The 16,624-nt window shown below is 61.8% G+C and carries 13 protein-coding genes; 5 read left to right on the plus strand and 8 right to left on the minus strand.

All coding sequences use genetic code 11. The features are described from left to right. The first annotated feature begins 7 nt into the window (after window positions 1-7). The 3 genes from GGR30_RS18105 to GGR30_RS18115 all read left to right on the plus strand — a co-directional run bounded on the left by GGR30_RS18105 (window position 8) and on the right by GGR30_RS18115 (window position 2,871). Complete coding sequence (locus GGR30_RS18105) at window positions 8-793, plus strand: gluconate 5-dehydrogenase (RefSeq protein ID WP_183489224.1); 786 nt, start codon at window positions 8-10, stop codon at window positions 791-793. A 39-nt stretch (window positions 794-832) separates the two neighbouring features. After that, window positions 833-1,636 carry a 2-keto-4-pentenoate hydratase gene (locus tag GGR30_RS18110; RefSeq protein ID WP_183489227.1) on the plus strand — a complete coding sequence of 268 codons (804 nt, stop codon included), beginning with the start codon at window positions 833-835 and terminating at the stop codon, window positions 1,634-1,636. Between the two features lie 95 nt (window positions 1,637-1,731). Further along, window positions 1,732-2,871, plus strand: a complete 1,140-nt coding sequence (locus GGR30_RS18115; protein ID WP_183489230.1) for an alginate lyase family protein — start codon at window positions 1,732-1,734, stop codon at window positions 2,869-2,871. A 62-nt stretch (window positions 2,872-2,933) separates the two neighbouring features. Here GGR30_RS18115 and GGR30_RS18120 read toward each other — a convergent pair whose 3' ends face one another. The 5 genes from GGR30_RS18120 to GGR30_RS18140 are packed head-to-tail and all read right to left on the minus strand — an operon-like array spanning window position 2,934 to window position 7,917. Then, a complete protein-coding gene (locus GGR30_RS18120) occupies window positions 2,934-4,043 on the minus strand; it encodes a DUF2218 domain-containing protein (RefSeq protein ID WP_246414020.1) in 1,110 nt (369 codons plus the stop codon). Further along, window positions 4,036-4,851 carry an ABC transporter ATP-binding protein gene (locus tag GGR30_RS18125; protein ID WP_183489233.1) on the minus strand — a complete coding sequence of 272 codons (816 nt, stop codon included), beginning with the start codon at window positions 4,849-4,851 and terminating at the stop codon, window positions 4,036-4,038. Before GGR30_RS18125 ends, GGR30_RS18120 begins: the two co-directional genes overlap by 8 nt. Then, window positions 4,848-5,876 (minus strand): FecCD family ABC transporter permease, encoded by a 1,029-nt coding sequence (locus GGR30_RS18130; protein WP_183489237.1) that lies wholly within the window; start codon window positions 5,874-5,876, stop codon window positions 4,848-4,850. The genes GGR30_RS18125 and GGR30_RS18130 overlap by 4 nt, the downstream gene beginning before the upstream one ends. After that, window positions 5,873-6,922, minus strand: a complete 1,050-nt coding sequence (locus GGR30_RS18135) for a FecCD family ABC transporter permease (protein ID WP_183489240.1) — start codon at window positions 6,920-6,922, stop codon at window positions 5,873-5,875. Before GGR30_RS18135 ends, GGR30_RS18130 begins: the two co-directional genes overlap by 4 nt. Further along, window positions 6,919-7,917, minus strand: coding sequence for an iron-siderophore ABC transporter substrate-binding protein (locus tag GGR30_RS18140; RefSeq protein ID WP_183489244.1), 999 nt, complete (start codon window positions 7,915-7,917; stop codon window positions 6,919-6,921). The genes GGR30_RS18135 and GGR30_RS18140 overlap by 4 nt, the downstream gene beginning before the upstream one ends. Window positions 7,918-8,172: 255 nt before the next feature. On the opposite strand from GGR30_RS18140, the gene GGR30_RS18145 reads away from it, so the two are divergent. Continuing rightward, the gene (locus GGR30_RS18145; protein WP_183489247.1) at window positions 8,173-10,302 is read left to right on the plus strand and encodes a TonB-dependent siderophore receptor; all 2,130 of its coding nucleotides are present in this window, start codon (window positions 8,173-8,175) and stop codon (window positions 10,300-10,302) included. 48 nt (window positions 10,303-10,350) lie between these two features. Here GGR30_RS18145 and GGR30_RS18150 read toward each other — a convergent pair whose 3' ends face one another. The 3 genes from GGR30_RS18150 to GGR30_RS18160 all read right to left on the minus strand — a co-directional run bounded on the left by GGR30_RS18150 (window position 10,351) and on the right by GGR30_RS18160 (window position 14,005). Continuing rightward, window positions 10,351-11,244, minus strand: coding sequence for a helix-turn-helix domain-containing protein (locus GGR30_RS18150; protein WP_343066521.1), 894 nt, complete (start codon window positions 11,242-11,244; stop codon window positions 10,351-10,353). A 221-nt stretch (window positions 11,245-11,465) separates the two neighbouring features. Next, entirely contained in the window at window positions 11,466-12,560 is a 1,095-nt protein-coding gene (locus GGR30_RS18155; RefSeq protein ID WP_183489250.1) for a Gfo/Idh/MocA family protein, read from the minus strand. A 155-nt stretch (window positions 12,561-12,715) separates the two neighbouring features. Then, entirely contained in the window at window positions 12,716-14,005 is a 1,290-nt protein-coding gene (locus tag GGR30_RS18160) for an ABC transporter substrate-binding protein (protein WP_210288108.1), read from the minus strand. A 150-nt stretch (window positions 14,006-14,155) separates the two neighbouring features. On the opposite strand from GGR30_RS18160, the gene GGR30_RS18165 reads away from it, so the two are divergent. After that, window positions 14,156-16,621 (plus strand): PA14 domain-containing protein, encoded by a 2,466-nt coding sequence (locus GGR30_RS18165; protein ID WP_183489254.1) that lies wholly within the window; start codon window positions 14,156-14,158, stop codon window positions 16,619-16,621. Window positions 16,622-16,624 lie beyond the last annotated feature (3 nt).

Consider the following 16,624-nt stretch of genomic DNA (forward strand, 5'->3'; position numbering starts at 1 on the left):
ACAGGACATGAACTTGGCAGACAATTTCTCGCTTGAAGGCAAGGTCGCGCTGGTGACCGGCGCGTCCTACGGCATCGGCTTCTCCATCGCCTCGGCGCTCGCCGAAGCCGGTGCGACGATCGTCTTCAACGACATCAATGAAGATTTTCTGGCGAAGGGCGTCGCCGCCTACAAGGAAGCCGATATTAACGCCAAGGGCTATATCTGCGATGTGACCGACGAACCTTCGGTTCAGAAAATGGTGGCGCAGATTACCGAGGACGTCGGCCCGGTCGACATTCTCGTCAACAATGCCGGCATCATCGCCCGCACGCCGATGCACGAGATGGAAGCCAAGGATTTCCGCAAGGTCATCGATATCGACCTGACGGCGCCCTTCATCATGGCCAAGGCCGTGCTGCCGTCGATGATGGAACGCCGCTCCGGCAAGATCATCAACATCTGCTCGATGATGAGCGAACTCGGCCGCGAGACCGTCTCTGCCTATGCCGCCGCCAAGGGCGGTCTGAAGATGCTGACCCGCAACATCGCGTCCGAATACGGTTCCTACAACATCCAGTGCAACGGCATCGGCCCGGGCTATATCGAAACGCCGCAGACCGCGCCGCTGCGCGAGCCCGGCCATCCGTTCAATTCCTTCATCCTGGCCAAGACCCCTGCAAACCGTTGGGGCACGACCCAGGACCTGAAGGGCCCGGCGGTCTTCCTCGCCTCGGCGGCTTCGGACTTCGTCAACGGCCATGTGCTTTATGTCGACGGCGGCATTCTCGCCTATATCGGCAAACAGCCGTAAGAAAGAGCCGAACAGACGACAAATATTTGGATGAAGAACATGACCGAAGACGATATCCGTACCGTGGCGACCGCTTTTGTCGCCGCACGACAGAAGACAACCATCCTCGACACCTTTCCCGGCAAACTGCCGGACACACTCGATGAAGCTTATCGGGTCCAGGACAAGACGCTTGAACTGGACGGACGGCCGGTCGCAGGGTGGAAGGTCGCAGGCGTGCATCCCGACCTTCAGGCAAAACTCGATGCGACGCGGATCGTCGGCCCGGTCTTTGCCGAAAACGTTCGTCGCCTGCCTGCGGGCGGCATGGCCGAAGTGACGGTTTTCGACGGCGGTTTCGCCGCGCTCGAAGCCGAATTCACCGCGGTGTTTGCAAAGGATCTGGAGCCCTCGGATGAAGGGTTCACCGATGCCGTCATCCTTTCGGCGCTTGAGGGTATCCATGCTGGCGCGGAAATCGCCTCCTCGCCGCTGCCAAGCCTCAACGCCATCGGTCCGCTCGCTGTCGTCAGCGATCACGGCAACAATGCCGGCGCCGTCGTGGGCCCGATCATCGAGGGCTGGGAAAATCTTGATCTTGCGGCGATGACCTCGCGGATGCTTGTCGACGGCACGCTGGCCGGCGAGGGATCAGCCGCCAAGCCCGCCGGCGGCCCACTGGAATCGATCCGCCAGCTCGCCGAGAACCTGAAGGCGCGCGGCCTCAAGGTCAAAAAGGGCGATATCGTGCTGACCGGCATGACAACCGGCATTCACGAGGTTACGCCCGGCGCGCGCGCAAGGGCCGAGTTCGCCGGAGCCGCGCCTTTCGAGATCGCTGTTTCCGCAGCAAGACCACGCTGACGCACACATAAAAGGCGGCGCGTGGCGAACGCGCCGCCCGTTTGAGGGCCGTATTCATGCGCCAACCTATTTCCACAAGACGGTCCGTTGCAAACATGCTGACGATCGATCCTGGCGCGCTTGAGAACGCCCGCAAGGCTCTCGACCGGCCCGAGAGCGCGGAAAACATCGCCATTTGCGCCCTCCTTGCGCGCGCAAAGAAGGCGCTCGGCGCCCCTCTTGAGACCGTGACCGCCAAATCTTTCCTGCCGCCGAGCGGCGACCGGCGCGACTATATGAGCCTCGGCTCCTACTGGTGGCCGAACCCGGACACCGCTGACGGCCTGCCCTATGTCCGCCGCGACGGCGCGCGAAACCCGGCTTCTCTCAGCGAGGATGTCGATGAAAGCCGGCTGACACGGATGGCCAACACCGTGCTCGACCTCGCGCTCGCCTTTCATTTCACCGCAAATTCAGATTTTTCGGCAAAGGCCGTGGACTTCCTCCGCGCATGGTTTCTCGAGGAGAAAACCCGGATGAATCCGAACTTGCGCTTCGGCCAGTCGGTGCCCGGCGTGGCCGAGGGACGCGGCCTTGGGCTCATCGACACACGCTGCCTGTGGCGAGTCATCGATTCAGCTTTGATGCTCGAAGCATGCGGGTTGCTGGATAGAAGGGATATGGAAGGTCTCCGCGACTGGTTCCACGCTTTCCGCCGGTGGATGCACACGCACCCGCTCGGCCATGACGAATATATCTGGCACAATAATCACGGCACCTATTTCGACGTCCAGTCCGTCAATTATGCGCTTTTTACCGGCGATACGGCCTCGGCAAGAGAGATGCTCTACGACGCCGTCCATCGGCGGATGGCAAGCCAGATCCTGCGCGACGGCACGCAGCCGGCAGAGCTCGAACGCACCCGGCCCTTCCATTATTCGATCTTCAACCTGATCGGTCATTTCCGGCTGGCGCGTTACGGCGAGATCGCGGGTTTCGATTATCTGAACGCGACGCAGGACGGCAGATCGCTGCGCGGAGCGACGGAATTCATGATCGGGCAGATCGCCGCGCCGGAGGCCCGTTTCTTCCCCGCGCGCGAGGATTTCCTGAACGAACTCACCCTGCGCTTTGTCCTTCAGGCCGAAAACCTCTTCGGGCTTCGGGTTCAAGATAACATGGTCCTCGCCGAACTGCTTGCGGGAAACGCCCGGGAAATCACGTGCCTTGCCTTTGGCCAGGGGCCGGCGCATTGACCGACTGACGCCCTTGTCCACGCCCGATTGCAGGAAAGACGCGAAAGGGCGCGCCGCAGCCCTCAGCCCGTTGCTGCCTTGCCGCGCTCCCAATACCAGGCGACATACATCATCTTGCGGTCATGCTGCCGTTCCTTCAGTACTCTGCGAATATCGCGCACATCGGCTTTCTCGCAGGCGATCCAGACGAATGTTTCCCGATCGAGCCCGGCGATCGCATCCTTTGCCGCGTCGGCAAGTCCATGCATTGCGTTCTTGCGATCGTTTGAGCGGTGCAGCCAGCGGAGTTCCAAATCACCCGCGCTACTGATCGGTTGCTCCTCGGTCTCGTTTTCGACCTCGATGATCGCTGAAAGGCGCGTGCCGGCCGGGACTTCCTCCGCGATGCGGGCAATCGCCGGCAGCGCCGCCTCGTCGCCGACCAGAAAGATCTTGTCGGCCTCGGGCACCACGCCGCCGCCGGGTCCGAGAAACGCGACCCGATCTCCCGGCCTGGCATCCCGGGCGAAGTCGGCCCCTGGCGTCGCAATATCCGCGGCCGGATGCTGCAGAAAGTCGACGGAGACCTCACGGCGATCGACATCCACGCGACGGATCGTATAGACGCGGACCAGAAGAGCGTCCTCGCCTTCCGGCCATTTGATACGGCCGTCACCGGCCACCACAGGCCAGACCGGCTCCCGCCCCTTCGGTGGCACGAGAAGTCGAACATGCATATTGCCGCCGACATAAGGGTGGACATCGCCGCAGGAAAATATCACCCGAACCATATGCGGGGTCACGGTCTCGGTGGAAACGACAACGGCTTCGCAGAGGTTCGAGGGCGTTGCCTCGGCCGGAGGCATCGACCACTCGAGCGCAAGCTTTTCGTCCCCGGCAAAATAGAACATGTGCTCGGCCAGCATGGTTCGTGAAAGCTGCAAGGCCCCCTCGCTCGCTGCCGAAAGCAGAATGTCGAGCTGCTCTCCGTCGGTTTCGATCCTCGCCACGCCGAACGCGCTTTTCAGCGTGACAAGACCACCGTCCCGTTCGACCTCGGCATGTTCGGCGAAATGTTCTGCGATCAAATCGAGCATGGCGGCGGGCTTCCTCGGCACGGCAACGCCCGAGAGCGTGAATGTGCTTGGTTCGACCATGGCGTTCCTACTTTCCTTGCGTTCCGTTTCAGGCATCGCGATTCTCCCCGGCCATGTGATGACGGCCGACCGGCAGCATCATCGGCCGGCCGGAAACCGGATCGGGAATGATCCGGCTTTCGAGACCGAAGACATCGCGGACCAGCCCAGCTGTAAGAACCTTTTCCGGCGTGCCTGCCGTGTGGAGCGTACCACCCTGCATGGCGACCAGATAATCGGCATAACGGGCTGCAAGGTTCAGATCGTGCAGCACCATGACGATCGTGGTGGCGTTTATCCGGTTAAGGTCGGTCAGAAGATCGAGAACTTCGACCTGGTGGTTGATGTCCAGGAAGGTGGTCGGCTCATCGAGAAGCAGGATGTCAGTCCGTTGGGCGAGCACCATGGCGATCCACACGCGCTGACGCTGGCCGCCGGACAGCTCGTCGACGGGGCGATCGGCAAGGTCTGCGGTGCCTGTGGTGTCCAGCGCTGCGGCAACGGCCTCGTCATCTGCCGCCGTCCAGCGTGAAAAAAGGCCGTGATGCGGATGACGGCCACGGCTGACGAGATCAGAAACCGTGACCCCCTCCGGCGCCAGCGGCGATTGCGGCAATAGCCCGAGCGTGCGGGCAAGCATCTTCGTCGGCATATTGTGGATCGCCTTGCCGTCGAGCAGCACCTCGCCCGCCTTCGGCGCCAGCAACCGCGACAGGGTGCGAAGAAGCGTCGACTTGCCGCAGGCATTCGCGCCGACAATAGCCGTGATCCGTCCCGAAGGCACGGCAAAGCTCAAATCGTTCAGGACCACGCTATCGTCGTAGCCCGCCGAAATGCGGTCGGCCTTGAGAGTATGAACGGTCAAAGCGAACCTCCGGCCCTGTTGGCCCTGATGATGAGATAGATGAGATAGGGTGCGCCAAGCGCGCCGGTGACGACGCCGACGGGATAACGGCTCGGCAGCAGAAACTGGCCGGCATAGTCACCGGTCAGCACAAGGCTAGCTCCGATAAGCGCCGCCGGAATGAGGGGCGAGCCGTTGTTTCCGATGATGCGTACGGCGATCGGTCCGGATAGGAAGGCGACAAAGGCAATCGGTCCGGTAACCGCGGTCGCCACCGCGATCAGACCGACGGCAGCGATGATGACGACGGCCCGCGTCCGCGCGACGCCGACCCCGAGGGCGGCTGCCGTATCATCGCCAAGCCGGAGTGCGTCAAGTTCGCGTGCCCGGCTCACCAGCACCCCGCCGAAGAAGACGAGGCTGACGATAAGCGGCAAGACCTGGCTCGATGTCGCGCCATTGAGACTGCCCGTCAGCCAGCGCATTGCCTCCTGCAGGTCCCACATCGGCGCCATGGAAAGAATATAGGCGACAATGCTTTCCAGCATGGCCGAGATGCCAATGCCAACCAGAATGAGACGCGTTCCGGCAACGCCGTTGCGCGCGGCAAGACCGTAAACCAGGATTGCGATGCCAAGGCCGGCAATGACGGCGACCACGGAAACGGCGGGACCGCTCCAGGACAGGACCACGATGGCGAAAACCGCCGCCGCGCTCGCGCCGGACGAGATGCCGATGATATCCGGGCTTGCCAGCGGATTGCGCAGCATAACCTGGAACGCAACGCCGCCAAGGCCGAAGCTGAGGCCCGACAGGATGGCCATACAGGCGCGTGGCAGCCGTAACTGACCGACGGTAAAGGAAGCGCCCGGCACATCCTCTCCCATCATCACGCGCAGCACGTCACCCGGCGGCGTGAGGGATTGCCCCAGCACCAGCGTCAGCGCGAACAGCCCGAAAAGCAACAGCAGGAAGCCGGCAAGGATCCGGTATCTTCGCCGCAGCCTGGCCTGCCGGATTATCGAAATGGCTGAAAGCGTGGTCACAGTTCACGTACCTTCTGACGCCTGACGATCCAGATGAAGAAAGGCCCACCGACAAGCGCGGTGACGATGCCGACATCGACCTCGCCGGGCCGCGCGACAATTCGCCCGAGAATGTCGCTCGCCAGAAGCAGTGCTGCGCCGACAAGCGCCGAGAAGGGCAGCAGCCAGCGATGATCGACGCCGACCAGAAGGCGGCAGACATGCGGGACAACGAGGCCGACGAAGCCGATCGGCCCGCAAACGGCCGTGATGGCGCCGCAAAGCAGCACGGAGGAAAGAGCGGACAGGGCGCGGCCGAGGGAGACGTTCTCGCCAAGGCCCGCTGCAATCTCGTCGCCCAGCGCCATGGCGTTCAGCTTTCGGGCGGAGACGAGCGCCAGAACGAGGCCCGCTGCAAGAAACGGCAGCACCGGCAGTATCCGCTCGAATGTCGCGCCGCCGACGCCGCCGATCTGCCAGGAACGGATTCCGCCGGCGATATCGCCGCGCGGCAGCACGACGGCAATCACCAGCGAGGCAAAGGCGATTGACGTCGCAGCCCCCGCCAGCGTCAACTTCAGCGGGGTCGCCCCGCCGCGCCCGAGCGATCCGACGGCATAGACAAAGACGGCCGTGACGCCGGCCCCGAGGATCGCACTCCAGATATAGGCCTGGGACGAAGCAATACCGAACCATGCGACGCCGATGACCACAGCAAGCGAGGCCCCCATGTTGACGCCGAATATGCCTGGATCGGCGAGCGGGTTGCGGGTCATGCCCTGCATCAGCGCCCCGGAAAGGCCGAGCGCCGCGCCGGCGAGCAGGGCGAGCAGGGTGCGCGGGATGCGCATGGTCACCACGGCCTCGCCTATCGTATCCGCATGGCCGGCGAGCGCGCCGGCGACATCTGAAAGCGAAACCGACCTTGTGCCGATGGCAAGCGATGCCGCCAGCAGGACCGCCAGCACGGCAAGCATGGCAGCCAGCCAGAAAGCCCGGTTCTGCCGCAGCCGTTCACGCAGACGAGGCGCCAGTCGTTCGAATGAGATCAAGGTCTTCGCCGTCATTCCGATTTTCGGGCAGCGGCTGCAAGCTCGGCCACATAGTCTTCAAGAACAAAGGAAATCGACAGCGGCGTCGGGTTGGCGGCCGTCCCGAGCGGATCGCGCCCGAGCAGAACCACCGCCCCGTTGCGAACGGCCGGCATGCGCCGGAAAAGCGGATTGAGTTTCATGGCCTCAAGCAGAAGACTGTTGCCATAGGTGACGATGATATCGACATCGTCGAAGGCATCGATCCGCTCGACGCTGATCGATCCGGAGAAACTGCCGCCGGTCGAAGCGGCCTTCACGCTTTCGGGCATCTGAAGGCCGAGATCCCTGAAGAACTGAACGCGGGTGTCGTGAGTGGTGTAGAAATTGACCACGCTCAGATCCGTGACATCGAGATGCGTTATGAACATCGCAGTCTTGCCTTCAAGCTCAGGATATCTGCCGATTTCGGCATCGATCTCGTCCTCGATATCGGCAATCAGCGCCTCGCCGTCTTCCGGCATGCCAAGACCGGCAGCGTTGAAGCGGATCATGTCGCGCCAACCCGTTGACCAGGGAGCTTCGGGATAGGCGACGACGGGTGCAATCCGGCTCAACGTGTCGTAGTCGGATCGGGTGAGGCCGGAATAGGCCGCGAGAATGACATCGGGTCTGACTTCGGCCACCGCCTCGAAGTCGATCCCGTCACCTTCATCAAAGAGAACTGGAGCATCGGCGCCGAGTTCGTCCAGCCGCTCGGATACCCAGGGCAAAAACCCGTCACCGTTGTCATCACCGAAATTGGCGGCGGCAAAGCCGACAGGCACGATCCCGAGCGCCAGAGGGACCTCGTGATTGGCCCAGGCGACAGTGGCGACACGCTCTGGCTTCTCGGTAATGACGGTTTTGCCGAAGGCATGTTCGATCGTGATGGGTTGTTGAAGGCTCTCCCCGGCCCGCGCTGCCGGACCGGACGCGAGTACCGACAGGAAGGCAACGATGAGCAGGGACAAACCGGACAGGCGCGACATCGGCAACCTCTTTGATTGACCGCTTAAAGTTGACTTTCTGTGTCATGTTCATATGACGGGGTCAAGCACGGTGCCTGCAACGAGACTGAGGCCTCTGAATTTTCAGGGGAATCCTACAAAAAACAAGAAAATCTACAATACTGGACTAATTCATTCAAGTTAAAGAGCCACAGAACATGCCCTCATCGGCACGGTGCGCGCCACGGCCGCAAGGTGAAGGCAGCGCCCGTGAGACGTCAAATTCTGGAAGCCAAGATGGATCATTCACACCGCAATAGTCACGGCCCGCGATCCCCGATCGGATTGAGGACCACGGTTCTTCTCGCCTGCACCGCCCTTGCGGCCAGCGCGCTGCCCGCACTGGCGCAGGAGGCTCTCGACACGTTGCCCGCCGATACCACGATGCTTGATCCGGTCAACATCGACCTTGTCGGCTACGGCGATGACGACGCCAATTCCATTGTCGCCTTCGGTTCCTCCGGCGGCGGTCGCTTGTCACAGGAAATCCTCGACACTCCGGCCTCGGTTTCCGTGATCACGGCAAAGGAAGTCCAGCAGCGCGATGCGCAGACGGTCGAGCAGGTGCTCGATTATACCGCCGGCGTGACAACGGACTTTTACGGTTCGGACGACCGTTTCGACTATTTCAAGATTCGCGGCTTCGATGCCTATACCTATCGTGACGGCCTGCCGCTCGGCTCGCCCTTCGGCGGTGTCCGGGAAGAGCCCTTCGCCTTCGAGCGGATCGAAGTGCTGAAGGGCGCCGACTCGACCGTTTACGGCGTCTCCGATCCCGGTGGCACCGTCAATTTCGTCTCCAAGACGCCGCGTCGGGAACGCTTCGGTGAGGCCTATATCTCCGGCGGCTCCTTCGACCACGCCGAAGTGGGCTTCGATTTCGGCGACAATATCACGGAAGACGACACCCTCTCTTATCGCCTGACGGGCAAGTTCCAGAACGCCGATGCGGAATATGACTATTCCAATGATGACGAGACATTCATCATGGGCGGCATCACCTGGCGGCCCTCCGATGCAACGACGATGACGCTGCTCTATGACTATCTCGACACCGACGGCACGCCGGGCGGCGGCGGGCATCCGATCGGATCGGATTTCGACCGCAGCTTCTTTCTCGGCGAACCGGACTACAACTACAATGACGTGACCCGCAACACCGTCACATGGATGTTCGACCATGACTTCGGTTCGGGCCTGACCTTCAGCTCGCGGGCACGCTATACCGATGCCGACAAAGGCTTTGGCTATGCCTATGTCTACGAGCCGGTCGACAACGGCGACACGATCGCCGACCGCTACTATTTCGGCAATGCCAGCTCCTATGACGACTTCGTCATCGACGCGCATCTCGAGTACGACACATCGTTCAGCACCGTCGACAGCCGCACGCTGGCGGGCGTCCAGTACAATGACTATTCGGGCACGAACAACGCCTATTACGCGCCGGCGCCCGGCATCGACTGGACCAATCCGATCTATTCCGGCGGTCCGGACTATGCCGGTCCCTATGCCAGCACGAACAGCAAACAGAAGACCACTTCGCTCTACCTCCAGCAGGAACTGACCTTGGCCGACAAGCTGATCGGAACCATCGGACTGCGCAACGACTGGCTGGATCTCGAAGAGCGCAACAACCTGACCGGCATCACCACGGCCGGCGACTACAGCGAATTTACCGGGCGCGCCGGACTGATCTACAAGGTGACCGACGAGGTCTCGACCTATGCAAGCTATGCCCAGTCCGTCGCGCCGCCGACGCTTGGCACTGAGCCGGAACGCGGCGAGCAGTTCGAGCTCGGCGCGAAATACGCGCCGCTTGCCTTCCCGGCGATGTTCAGCGCATCGATCTACGATCTCACCAAGGACAATATCACCGTCACCAATCCGGCAACCAACCTGCAGGAGACGATCGGAAAGTCCCGCGTGCGCGGTATCGATCTGGAGGCCAAGGCGGAACTGTTGAACAATCTGAGCTTCACCGCCGCCTATTCCTACATGATGTCGGATATCGTCGAGAATGGCGCCGGCGGCAATGTCGGCAACCAGCTTGCCTTCGTGCCCAACAACGTCGCCTCGCTCTGGGTCGACTATACGCTTGAAGGCGAAGGCAGGCGCGGCGACATGACCTTCGGTCTCGGGGCGCGCTACCAGAGCTCCTACTATTTTGCCGAGGACAACGCGATCAAGTCCGATCCGAACATCACTTTCGATGCGGCCTTCACCTATCAGGTGGCCGAGAACACCACCTTCCAGGTCAACGCCACCAATCTGTTCGACGAGAAATATGTGGCCTATGGCGGCTACGGCGCCGACTGGTACAATCAGGGACGTGCCGTCTATGTGACGCTGCGCCAGGCCTGGTAGAACAAGGAGCGCCGCCCGTCCCGCGCGACGGCGCTGGGCGGGCGCTGCTCAAAATCGCTGAGCGCGTCTCCATGCCGCCGGGGTTTCCCCGGTAAACTGGCGGAAGACCTTGGTCAGATGCGCCTGGTCGGAAAATCCGAGCTTCGCCGCCACATCCGCCACGGAAAGGACTGTTCCGTTCAAGAGCGCCTGAGCGCGCTCGATGCGGCGCGCAAGCTGCCATTGAAGCGGCGTCTTGCCCGTGGTCTGCCTGAAGGCGGTAGAAAACCAGCTTTCCGACAGACCGGCCGTTTCCGCCATTTCGGCTACCGACATGCGGAGACCGGGACGGGCGTCGAAGGCGGACAGCAGCCGGTTCATCTGCGCCTGGGTGACCCCGCCGCCCGGCACGCGCTCGCCGGCCCCTTCCGGGATATCGAGAAGCGCCGTCGCCACGCTGCCCACGAGGCTCTCGGCATAAACAGCGTGACGGGTCGGGTTCTCCACCTCTTCGACGATCATCCGCGCCAGGGTCTCGATCGGCCCGACCTCCTGCACTTCGACCGGGCGGCGCACGATACTGCGCGCCACCGAGGCGCCGACCGACGGGATCAGGTAGCGCAGCAGACGGTCCTCATGCAGATGCAGGTCGAGATGCGAAAACCGGTGCGACGCGGTGAATTTCGTCCACATGGGCGTGCCGGCGGGCACATAGATTGCCCGCGTTAACGGCCGCTCCTGCGCGCCAAAACCGAACTGCCTGTTCGACATGCGGATGTGCGATGAGACGTCGTTGAAGAAGATGACGATGCGCGGATCCGGCGAAAGATAATAGGCGCCTGCGCCGCAAGCGCCCTCCGCATCCCAGTAGACGCCCACGAGACCGTCAAGACCGCGCCATTTGACCGGAGCGATCGGGTGAATGCCATCCGTATGGCAGATCATGGAATGCTGGTAGCCCACGGCATTTTCAACGTTCTGGTGCGGGATAGGCACGCAAGGAACATCCCGCCGTTCATTCGTTCAAAAGACACAAAGCGTAGCGCCCAGCCCGGCATCCGGCAGGGCGCCATGCATTAACTTGACTTTTAATATCATATTTTTGTGATGCGCAAGGCCCGCCGTCTCATCGCGTCTTCGCGCCCACCTTAAAGCTTCCACCGAGAGCAGCGCTCACCGCGTGGTCACTCCGCGGCCGATTTCGTAGCCCAGGCCGGAACCCAGCCATCATAGACCGGGTGATCCTTGCCAAGCGGCAGGCAGACGTCCTCGCGCAGCCTGGCAGAGTGATAGAAGGCGCTCGCGAGCTCGATCGACCGGCGGGCATCGGCAAGCGTCACGGGAAGCGCCGCACCGTCTGCGATTGCGGCGTGAAAGCCGCGCACCTGATACTCGAACCCGTCTGCACGGGAGGGAAAATCGGCGAGAGCCGCGTTAATCGCATCGCCGATCTCGTCATTGCGGGGAATGAAGGTCCAGGGCTCCCGGCCAGGCGCATAGGGAACATGCCCACTCTCGATCGTGACGTTTTCGAACATCAGCCGGATGCGGCTGATCTGGTCCTGTGAGCCGAGCGTCGCGCTCAGCGATGCCAGCGCGCCGCTCTTCATCTGGAGGCAGGCGGAGGCGCAGTCGTCGACCTCGATGGCATTGACCCGCGTTGCGATCCGCCCGAACAGGCAGTCCACCGGTCCCATGAGATGGGTGAAGAGATCGTGGATATGGATGGCATGGGTCACCAGAACCCCACCCATCTCGCCGCTCCAGCGTCCGCGCCAGGAATTGGCGTAATAGTCCTTTTCACGTCGCCAGAAGGTTTCCGCCGAACCGAAATAGGGCTTTCCGGCAAGACCGCTGTCGATGATCAGACGTGCTTTCTGCACGCCCGCACCAAAACGATACTGGAAGATCGGCATCAAAAGGCCGCGTGCCGCGGCGGCAGTCTCTTCCAGGGCATCCATTTCGCGGAGCGAACTCACCAGCGGCTTCTCGCAGATCACATGCTTGCCCGCCTCTAGCGCAGCGATGGTCTGGGCAAAATGCAGCTTCGAGGGGGTGCAGATATCGATGACATCGATATCGCCGCGCTCCAGGAGGTCGTCAAAGCTGGTGACGACATCGTCAATGCCATGACGGGCGGCCATGGCCGTCGCACGCGCGTGATCGACATCGCAGATCGTCGTGACCGCGAAGAGGTCGGCCGCCGGCGCGAAACCCTTTTGCAGGTGCTCCTCGCCAATGCCGGCCCCGACTATGGCGACCTTCAGTTTATCGATCATGTTTGCTCCTGGCATTCGGGTCATCAAAAGCGCCCGGCCTGACGGCAGCGCGCTCGATAAATTCGGTTGGCGTGATGTCTCGGATCTTCTGTCCGGCACGATCGGCCGGCGCGCGAAAGGCCGGAGGCGCGGCTCACGCCTCCGGCAGGCTCGGGTTATTCCTGGGCGGCAACCTCCGCATTGATGACGTCCATGTCCTTCTTGAGCGTGTCGAAGGTCTGCTCGACTGACAGTTCGCCGACGATCATCTGGGAAAGACGCTGGACAACGGCGGTGAAGAACGCCGTATTGCCCTTGGCAACATTGAGCTGATAGGCCTGCGGGGTTGGGGTGTCGCGGTTCGCGTTGAAGACCTTCATCGCGTTCTGAACGTTCGGATCGTCGGTCTTGTAGTCGAGCCCTTCGATATCTGCGCCGGGAACAAGAATAAACTCCTCGGCAAGCGCGCGCTGGATGTCCTCGCTGCCGATATATTCCATGAACGCGGCCGCCGCTTCCGGGTACCGGGTATGTTCGAAGGCGATTACCGAACTTCCCCCCGGCATGGCGACGCAGCCGCCGGGACCGCAAGGAGCCTGAATGGCGGTCCATTCGAAGGCATCACCGATCATGCCGGCGAGCGCTCCGACCATCCAGTTGCCCGACAGATAGGTCACGGCATTGGCGTTGGCGAATTCCTCGCCCATGGATTTGTAGGCCGAACCGCCGGCCGCGCCCCACATTTCGGGCGGGAACGCGCCCGTTAGCGTGTAGCCGTAGAGCTCTTCAATGACGGAGCGCGCCGCCTCGTCCGGGAAGGTGTAGACCCCGTCCTCGGAAATGATATCGGCGCCTGCCGACAGAAGCGGCCCGGTGATGCGGTGCCCGGAGCGATCGAGCGTGAAGGGGATCGCGACGCCGGTTGCCTCGGCCACTTCGACGGAGGCCGCAACGATTTCGTCCAGCGTTGCGCCCGGTTCCGGAATATCGACGCCTGCCTGCTCGAACAGGGTGACGTTGACGAAGGGCAGGTTCAGGGTTTGCGTCCATGTGATGCCGTTGATCGCATCCGAACCGGGTTCTTCGTACTGGCGCAACGGACTGAGGCTTGCGCCGTAGAGCGCCTCGAAACCCTCCGGATCCTTCAGCAGCGGCCGCAGATCAAGCGCGTAACGGCCAAGGGTGCGGTCGGTCACTCGGGCGATATCCGGCCCCTCGCCGACAGCAAGCTGAAGCGGCAACTGGCGAAGAATGGTGTTGTAGCCCGTGCTGATGAATTCGACGTCGATGTCGTCATGCGCCTCGTTGAAGGCTGCAACGATCTCCTCCATCCGAACCAGGTTCTCCGGATCATCGTCAGAATAAAGAAATGTCAGGTTGGCGGGCTCCTGCCCTGATGCCGACGTTGCGAGCAAAGCGCCGAATGCAATCATCCCGGCAAGCGTGAAATTCAGACGGATTGGCATACAAGTCCTCCTCTTGTTTAAACCATGCAAAATTTTAATGATTTTTGTTCAATCATCGCATTTTCTGCTTACATGCTCGACATTAGCAATAATTTATGCAATTGAGAAGAGGGAGTTACTCATGCAATTTTTTCATGAAAAGGTAAAAGCATGGTGAGGAGACGATTCGAGCAGACACTCAAGACGGGTGATGCGCTGACATTGTGGGAGCTAGGCCCGATCATCGAGGCGGCATTTCCGGGCTATCCGGCTCCGGCCGGCGGGGAAATCGATTACGCGTTTCGCAATGGCACGCATCCCGCCCCCCCGCTGCCATGCCGCGTCGCCTTTGTGGCGGAAATGAAAGGCCGGGCGTTACCGCCGCCAACGTTCTGGACACGCGACGGCTTCTACGCGCCCGAAGGCAACCCCAAGATTGAATTCAGCGAATTCGGCTACACGCCGACGCATAAGCGCCGCTGGCTGCGCAATACGCTCAGCGTGGAAAAGACAGGCGACTATCGCTTCTCGGTTTCGACATGCGGCGGCGTGCGTCTGAGGGTCGACGACACGGAGGTCGTATTCGAGCCATACCAGCTCAACGGTTTCCAGGCGACAGAGATCACACTGCCGCTGAAGGCCGGCGAAAACGACATCCTCATGCATATGGAGGAGCTGTTCGAGCGCGATACCAAATGGATTGTCGAGATCCACTATCTCGGCGAGGAAGAGATCGTTGCTGGCGTCGCGGCGGACGCCGAGCCGGAGAAGATAGCCGAAGTCAGCGCCCTTGCCGCCGAGGTCCGACCGGCGCGGGATTTCTTTGGCCGCGAACCCTTCATTCTGGTCTTCGACCGTCCCGCGAGCTTTGACGTCCCCGTCTCGGCCCGGATGATCTCCCACCAGCATGATCGCGCGGTGTTGCTCGATGTCGATGCCGTCCTGCGCGCCGGGGAACATGAACTCGACCTCGGTCCGGCCGACAAGCTGCGCGAGGGCTTTCACCGCCTCGAACTCACGTTCGGCGCCGGGGATGTTGCGGTCGCCCGCTCAATCGATGCCGCCTTTCTGCGCGAAACAGAGCTCCGGCAAGCCGCCGAAACGGAAACCGAGCGCAAACGCGAGGCGCTTTTCCATGCGGCACGGCACGGCGCGCCACGGGTCGGCCGAGTTCTCTCGATGTTCGCGACCGACGAAATCGATCCGGTCGCCGTCGAAACGATCCTGCGCGATGCGCTGACAACGATCGAGGAGCGGCATGACTGCTCCGATTTTTCCATGGTGCCGCTGCTCTGGGTGTGGGGGCATTACCGCGACAAGCTGACTGATGCGATGCGCGCGCGCGTCCGTCGCGCCATTCTCGAGTGGCGTTACTGGATCGACGAGCCCGGCAATGACGTGATGTGGTTCTGGAGCGAAAATCATGTGCTCTGCTTCCATGTCTCGCAGTATATAGCCGGCGCGCTGTTCCCCGACGCTATCTTTTCTTGCTCGGGGCGAACGGGCCGTGAGCAGCAGAAGACCGCCGAGGACCGCCTTCATCGCTGGTTCTCATCGATCGAGAAGCACGGTCTTGGCGAATGGAATTCCTCAGCCTACTACCCGATCGATTTTATCGGCATCTTCGGCCTTTACGGCTGGTGCGACGAGGCGCTGAAAACCCGTTGCAAAGCGCTGCTTGACCGTATTTTCCTGATGACCGGGCTGCATACGCTGAAAGGGATTGCCGCCGGTTCACAGGGCCGCGCCTATGACAAGGAACTCAAGGCTGGACCGCAGACCGAGCTCAGCCCGTTCTGCCAGGTGGCCTTTGGCGAGGGCTGGCTCAACAGCGGCGTCGCCGCCCTTCCGCTCTATTGCCTGAGCGATTACGAAGCGCCCGAAATGGCCCGAAAGGCAGCGCTCTGGTCAAAGCCGGACGGCATCATCGCGCATTACACACAAGGCCACGAGCATAGCGGCAAGCTCGCGCTCTACAAGAACGACAGGGCCATGCTTTCGAGCGTTGTCGAACATTCGCCGGGCAGAAAGGGTTTTCAGGAACACGTGGTCGATGTGCGGCTTTCCGGCCATCCGATGGCCAGGCTCTGGGTCAATCATCCGGGCGAACTCGATCCGTGGGGAACCAAGAGACCGTCATTCTGGTCCGGCAACGGTATTCTTCCTCAGGTCGGGCAGTATGGCGACACCGCCATGCTGATCTACGATCTCGGCGAAAACCCCGACGTGGACTTCGTGCATGCCTTTGCCGAACGCGACGGGTTGGACGCAGTCGAGACCGACGGGCATTGGCTCTTTGCCCGCGCCGGCGACGGCTATGTCGCGATATGGGCATCCGAGGAGATCGAGGCGGTCCGGAAAGGCGCCACCGCCGGACGCGAATTCAGGGCCGCTAGCCTTCGCTCCGGCTGGATGGTGCGCGTTGGCGGCGGCGATGGCAGGACAGGCTTCAAGAGCTTCATGGCAGAGAACAAGGGAGCGCCACCGCAATTTGACGCGGATCGACGCGTTCTCGAAGTGACCCGCAGCGAGGGGCCAGAACTCGCTCTTGGCTGGAGCGAAGGCCTTTCCGTCGACGGCAGGCCAACCCCGTTCACAGCCCTGACCGTCATCCCGCAGATCAACTGGGGAGCGTGAAGC

This window comes from Martelella radicis (assembly GCF_014196625.1).
In the GTDB taxonomy this organism is placed as follows: Bacteria; Pseudomonadota; Alphaproteobacteria; order Rhizobiales; family Rhizobiaceae; genus Martelella; species Martelella radicis.

Coding starts and splice junctions, on each gene's coding strand:
- GGR30_RS18105 (WP_183489224.1), top strand. CDS start 8: ATGAACTTGGCAGACAATTTCTCGCTTGAAGGCAAGGTCGCGCTGGTG.
- GGR30_RS18110 (WP_183489227.1), top strand. CDS start 833: ATGACCGAAGACGATATCCGTACCGTGGCGACCGCTTTTGTCGCCGCA.
- GGR30_RS18115 (WP_183489230.1), top strand. CDS start 1,732: ATGCTGACGATCGATCCTGGCGCGCTTGAGAACGCCCGCAAGGCTCTC.
- GGR30_RS18120 (WP_246414020.1), bottom strand. CDS start 4,043: ATGCCTGAAACGGAACGCAAGGAAAGTAGGAACGCCATGGTCGAACCA.
- GGR30_RS18135 (WP_183489240.1), bottom strand. CDS start 6,922: ATGACGGCGAAGACCTTGATCTCATTCGAACGACTGGCGCCTCGTCTG.
- GGR30_RS18140 (WP_183489244.1), bottom strand. CDS start 7,917: ATGTCGCGCCTGTCCGGTTTGTCCCTGCTCATCGTTGCCTTCCTGTCG.
- GGR30_RS18145 (WP_183489247.1), top strand. CDS start 8,173: ATGGATCATTCACACCGCAATAGTCACGGCCCGCGATCCCCGATCGGA.
- GGR30_RS18155 (WP_183489250.1), bottom strand. CDS start 12,560: ATGATCGATAAACTGAAGGTCGCCATAGTCGGGGCCGGCATTGGCGAG.
- GGR30_RS18160 (WP_210288108.1), bottom strand. CDS start 14,005: ATGCCAATCCGTCTGAATTTCACGCTTGCCGGGATGATTGCATTCGGC.
- GGR30_RS18165 (WP_183489254.1), top strand. CDS start 14,156: ATGGTGAGGAGACGATTCGAGCAGACACTCAAGACGGGTGATGCGCTG.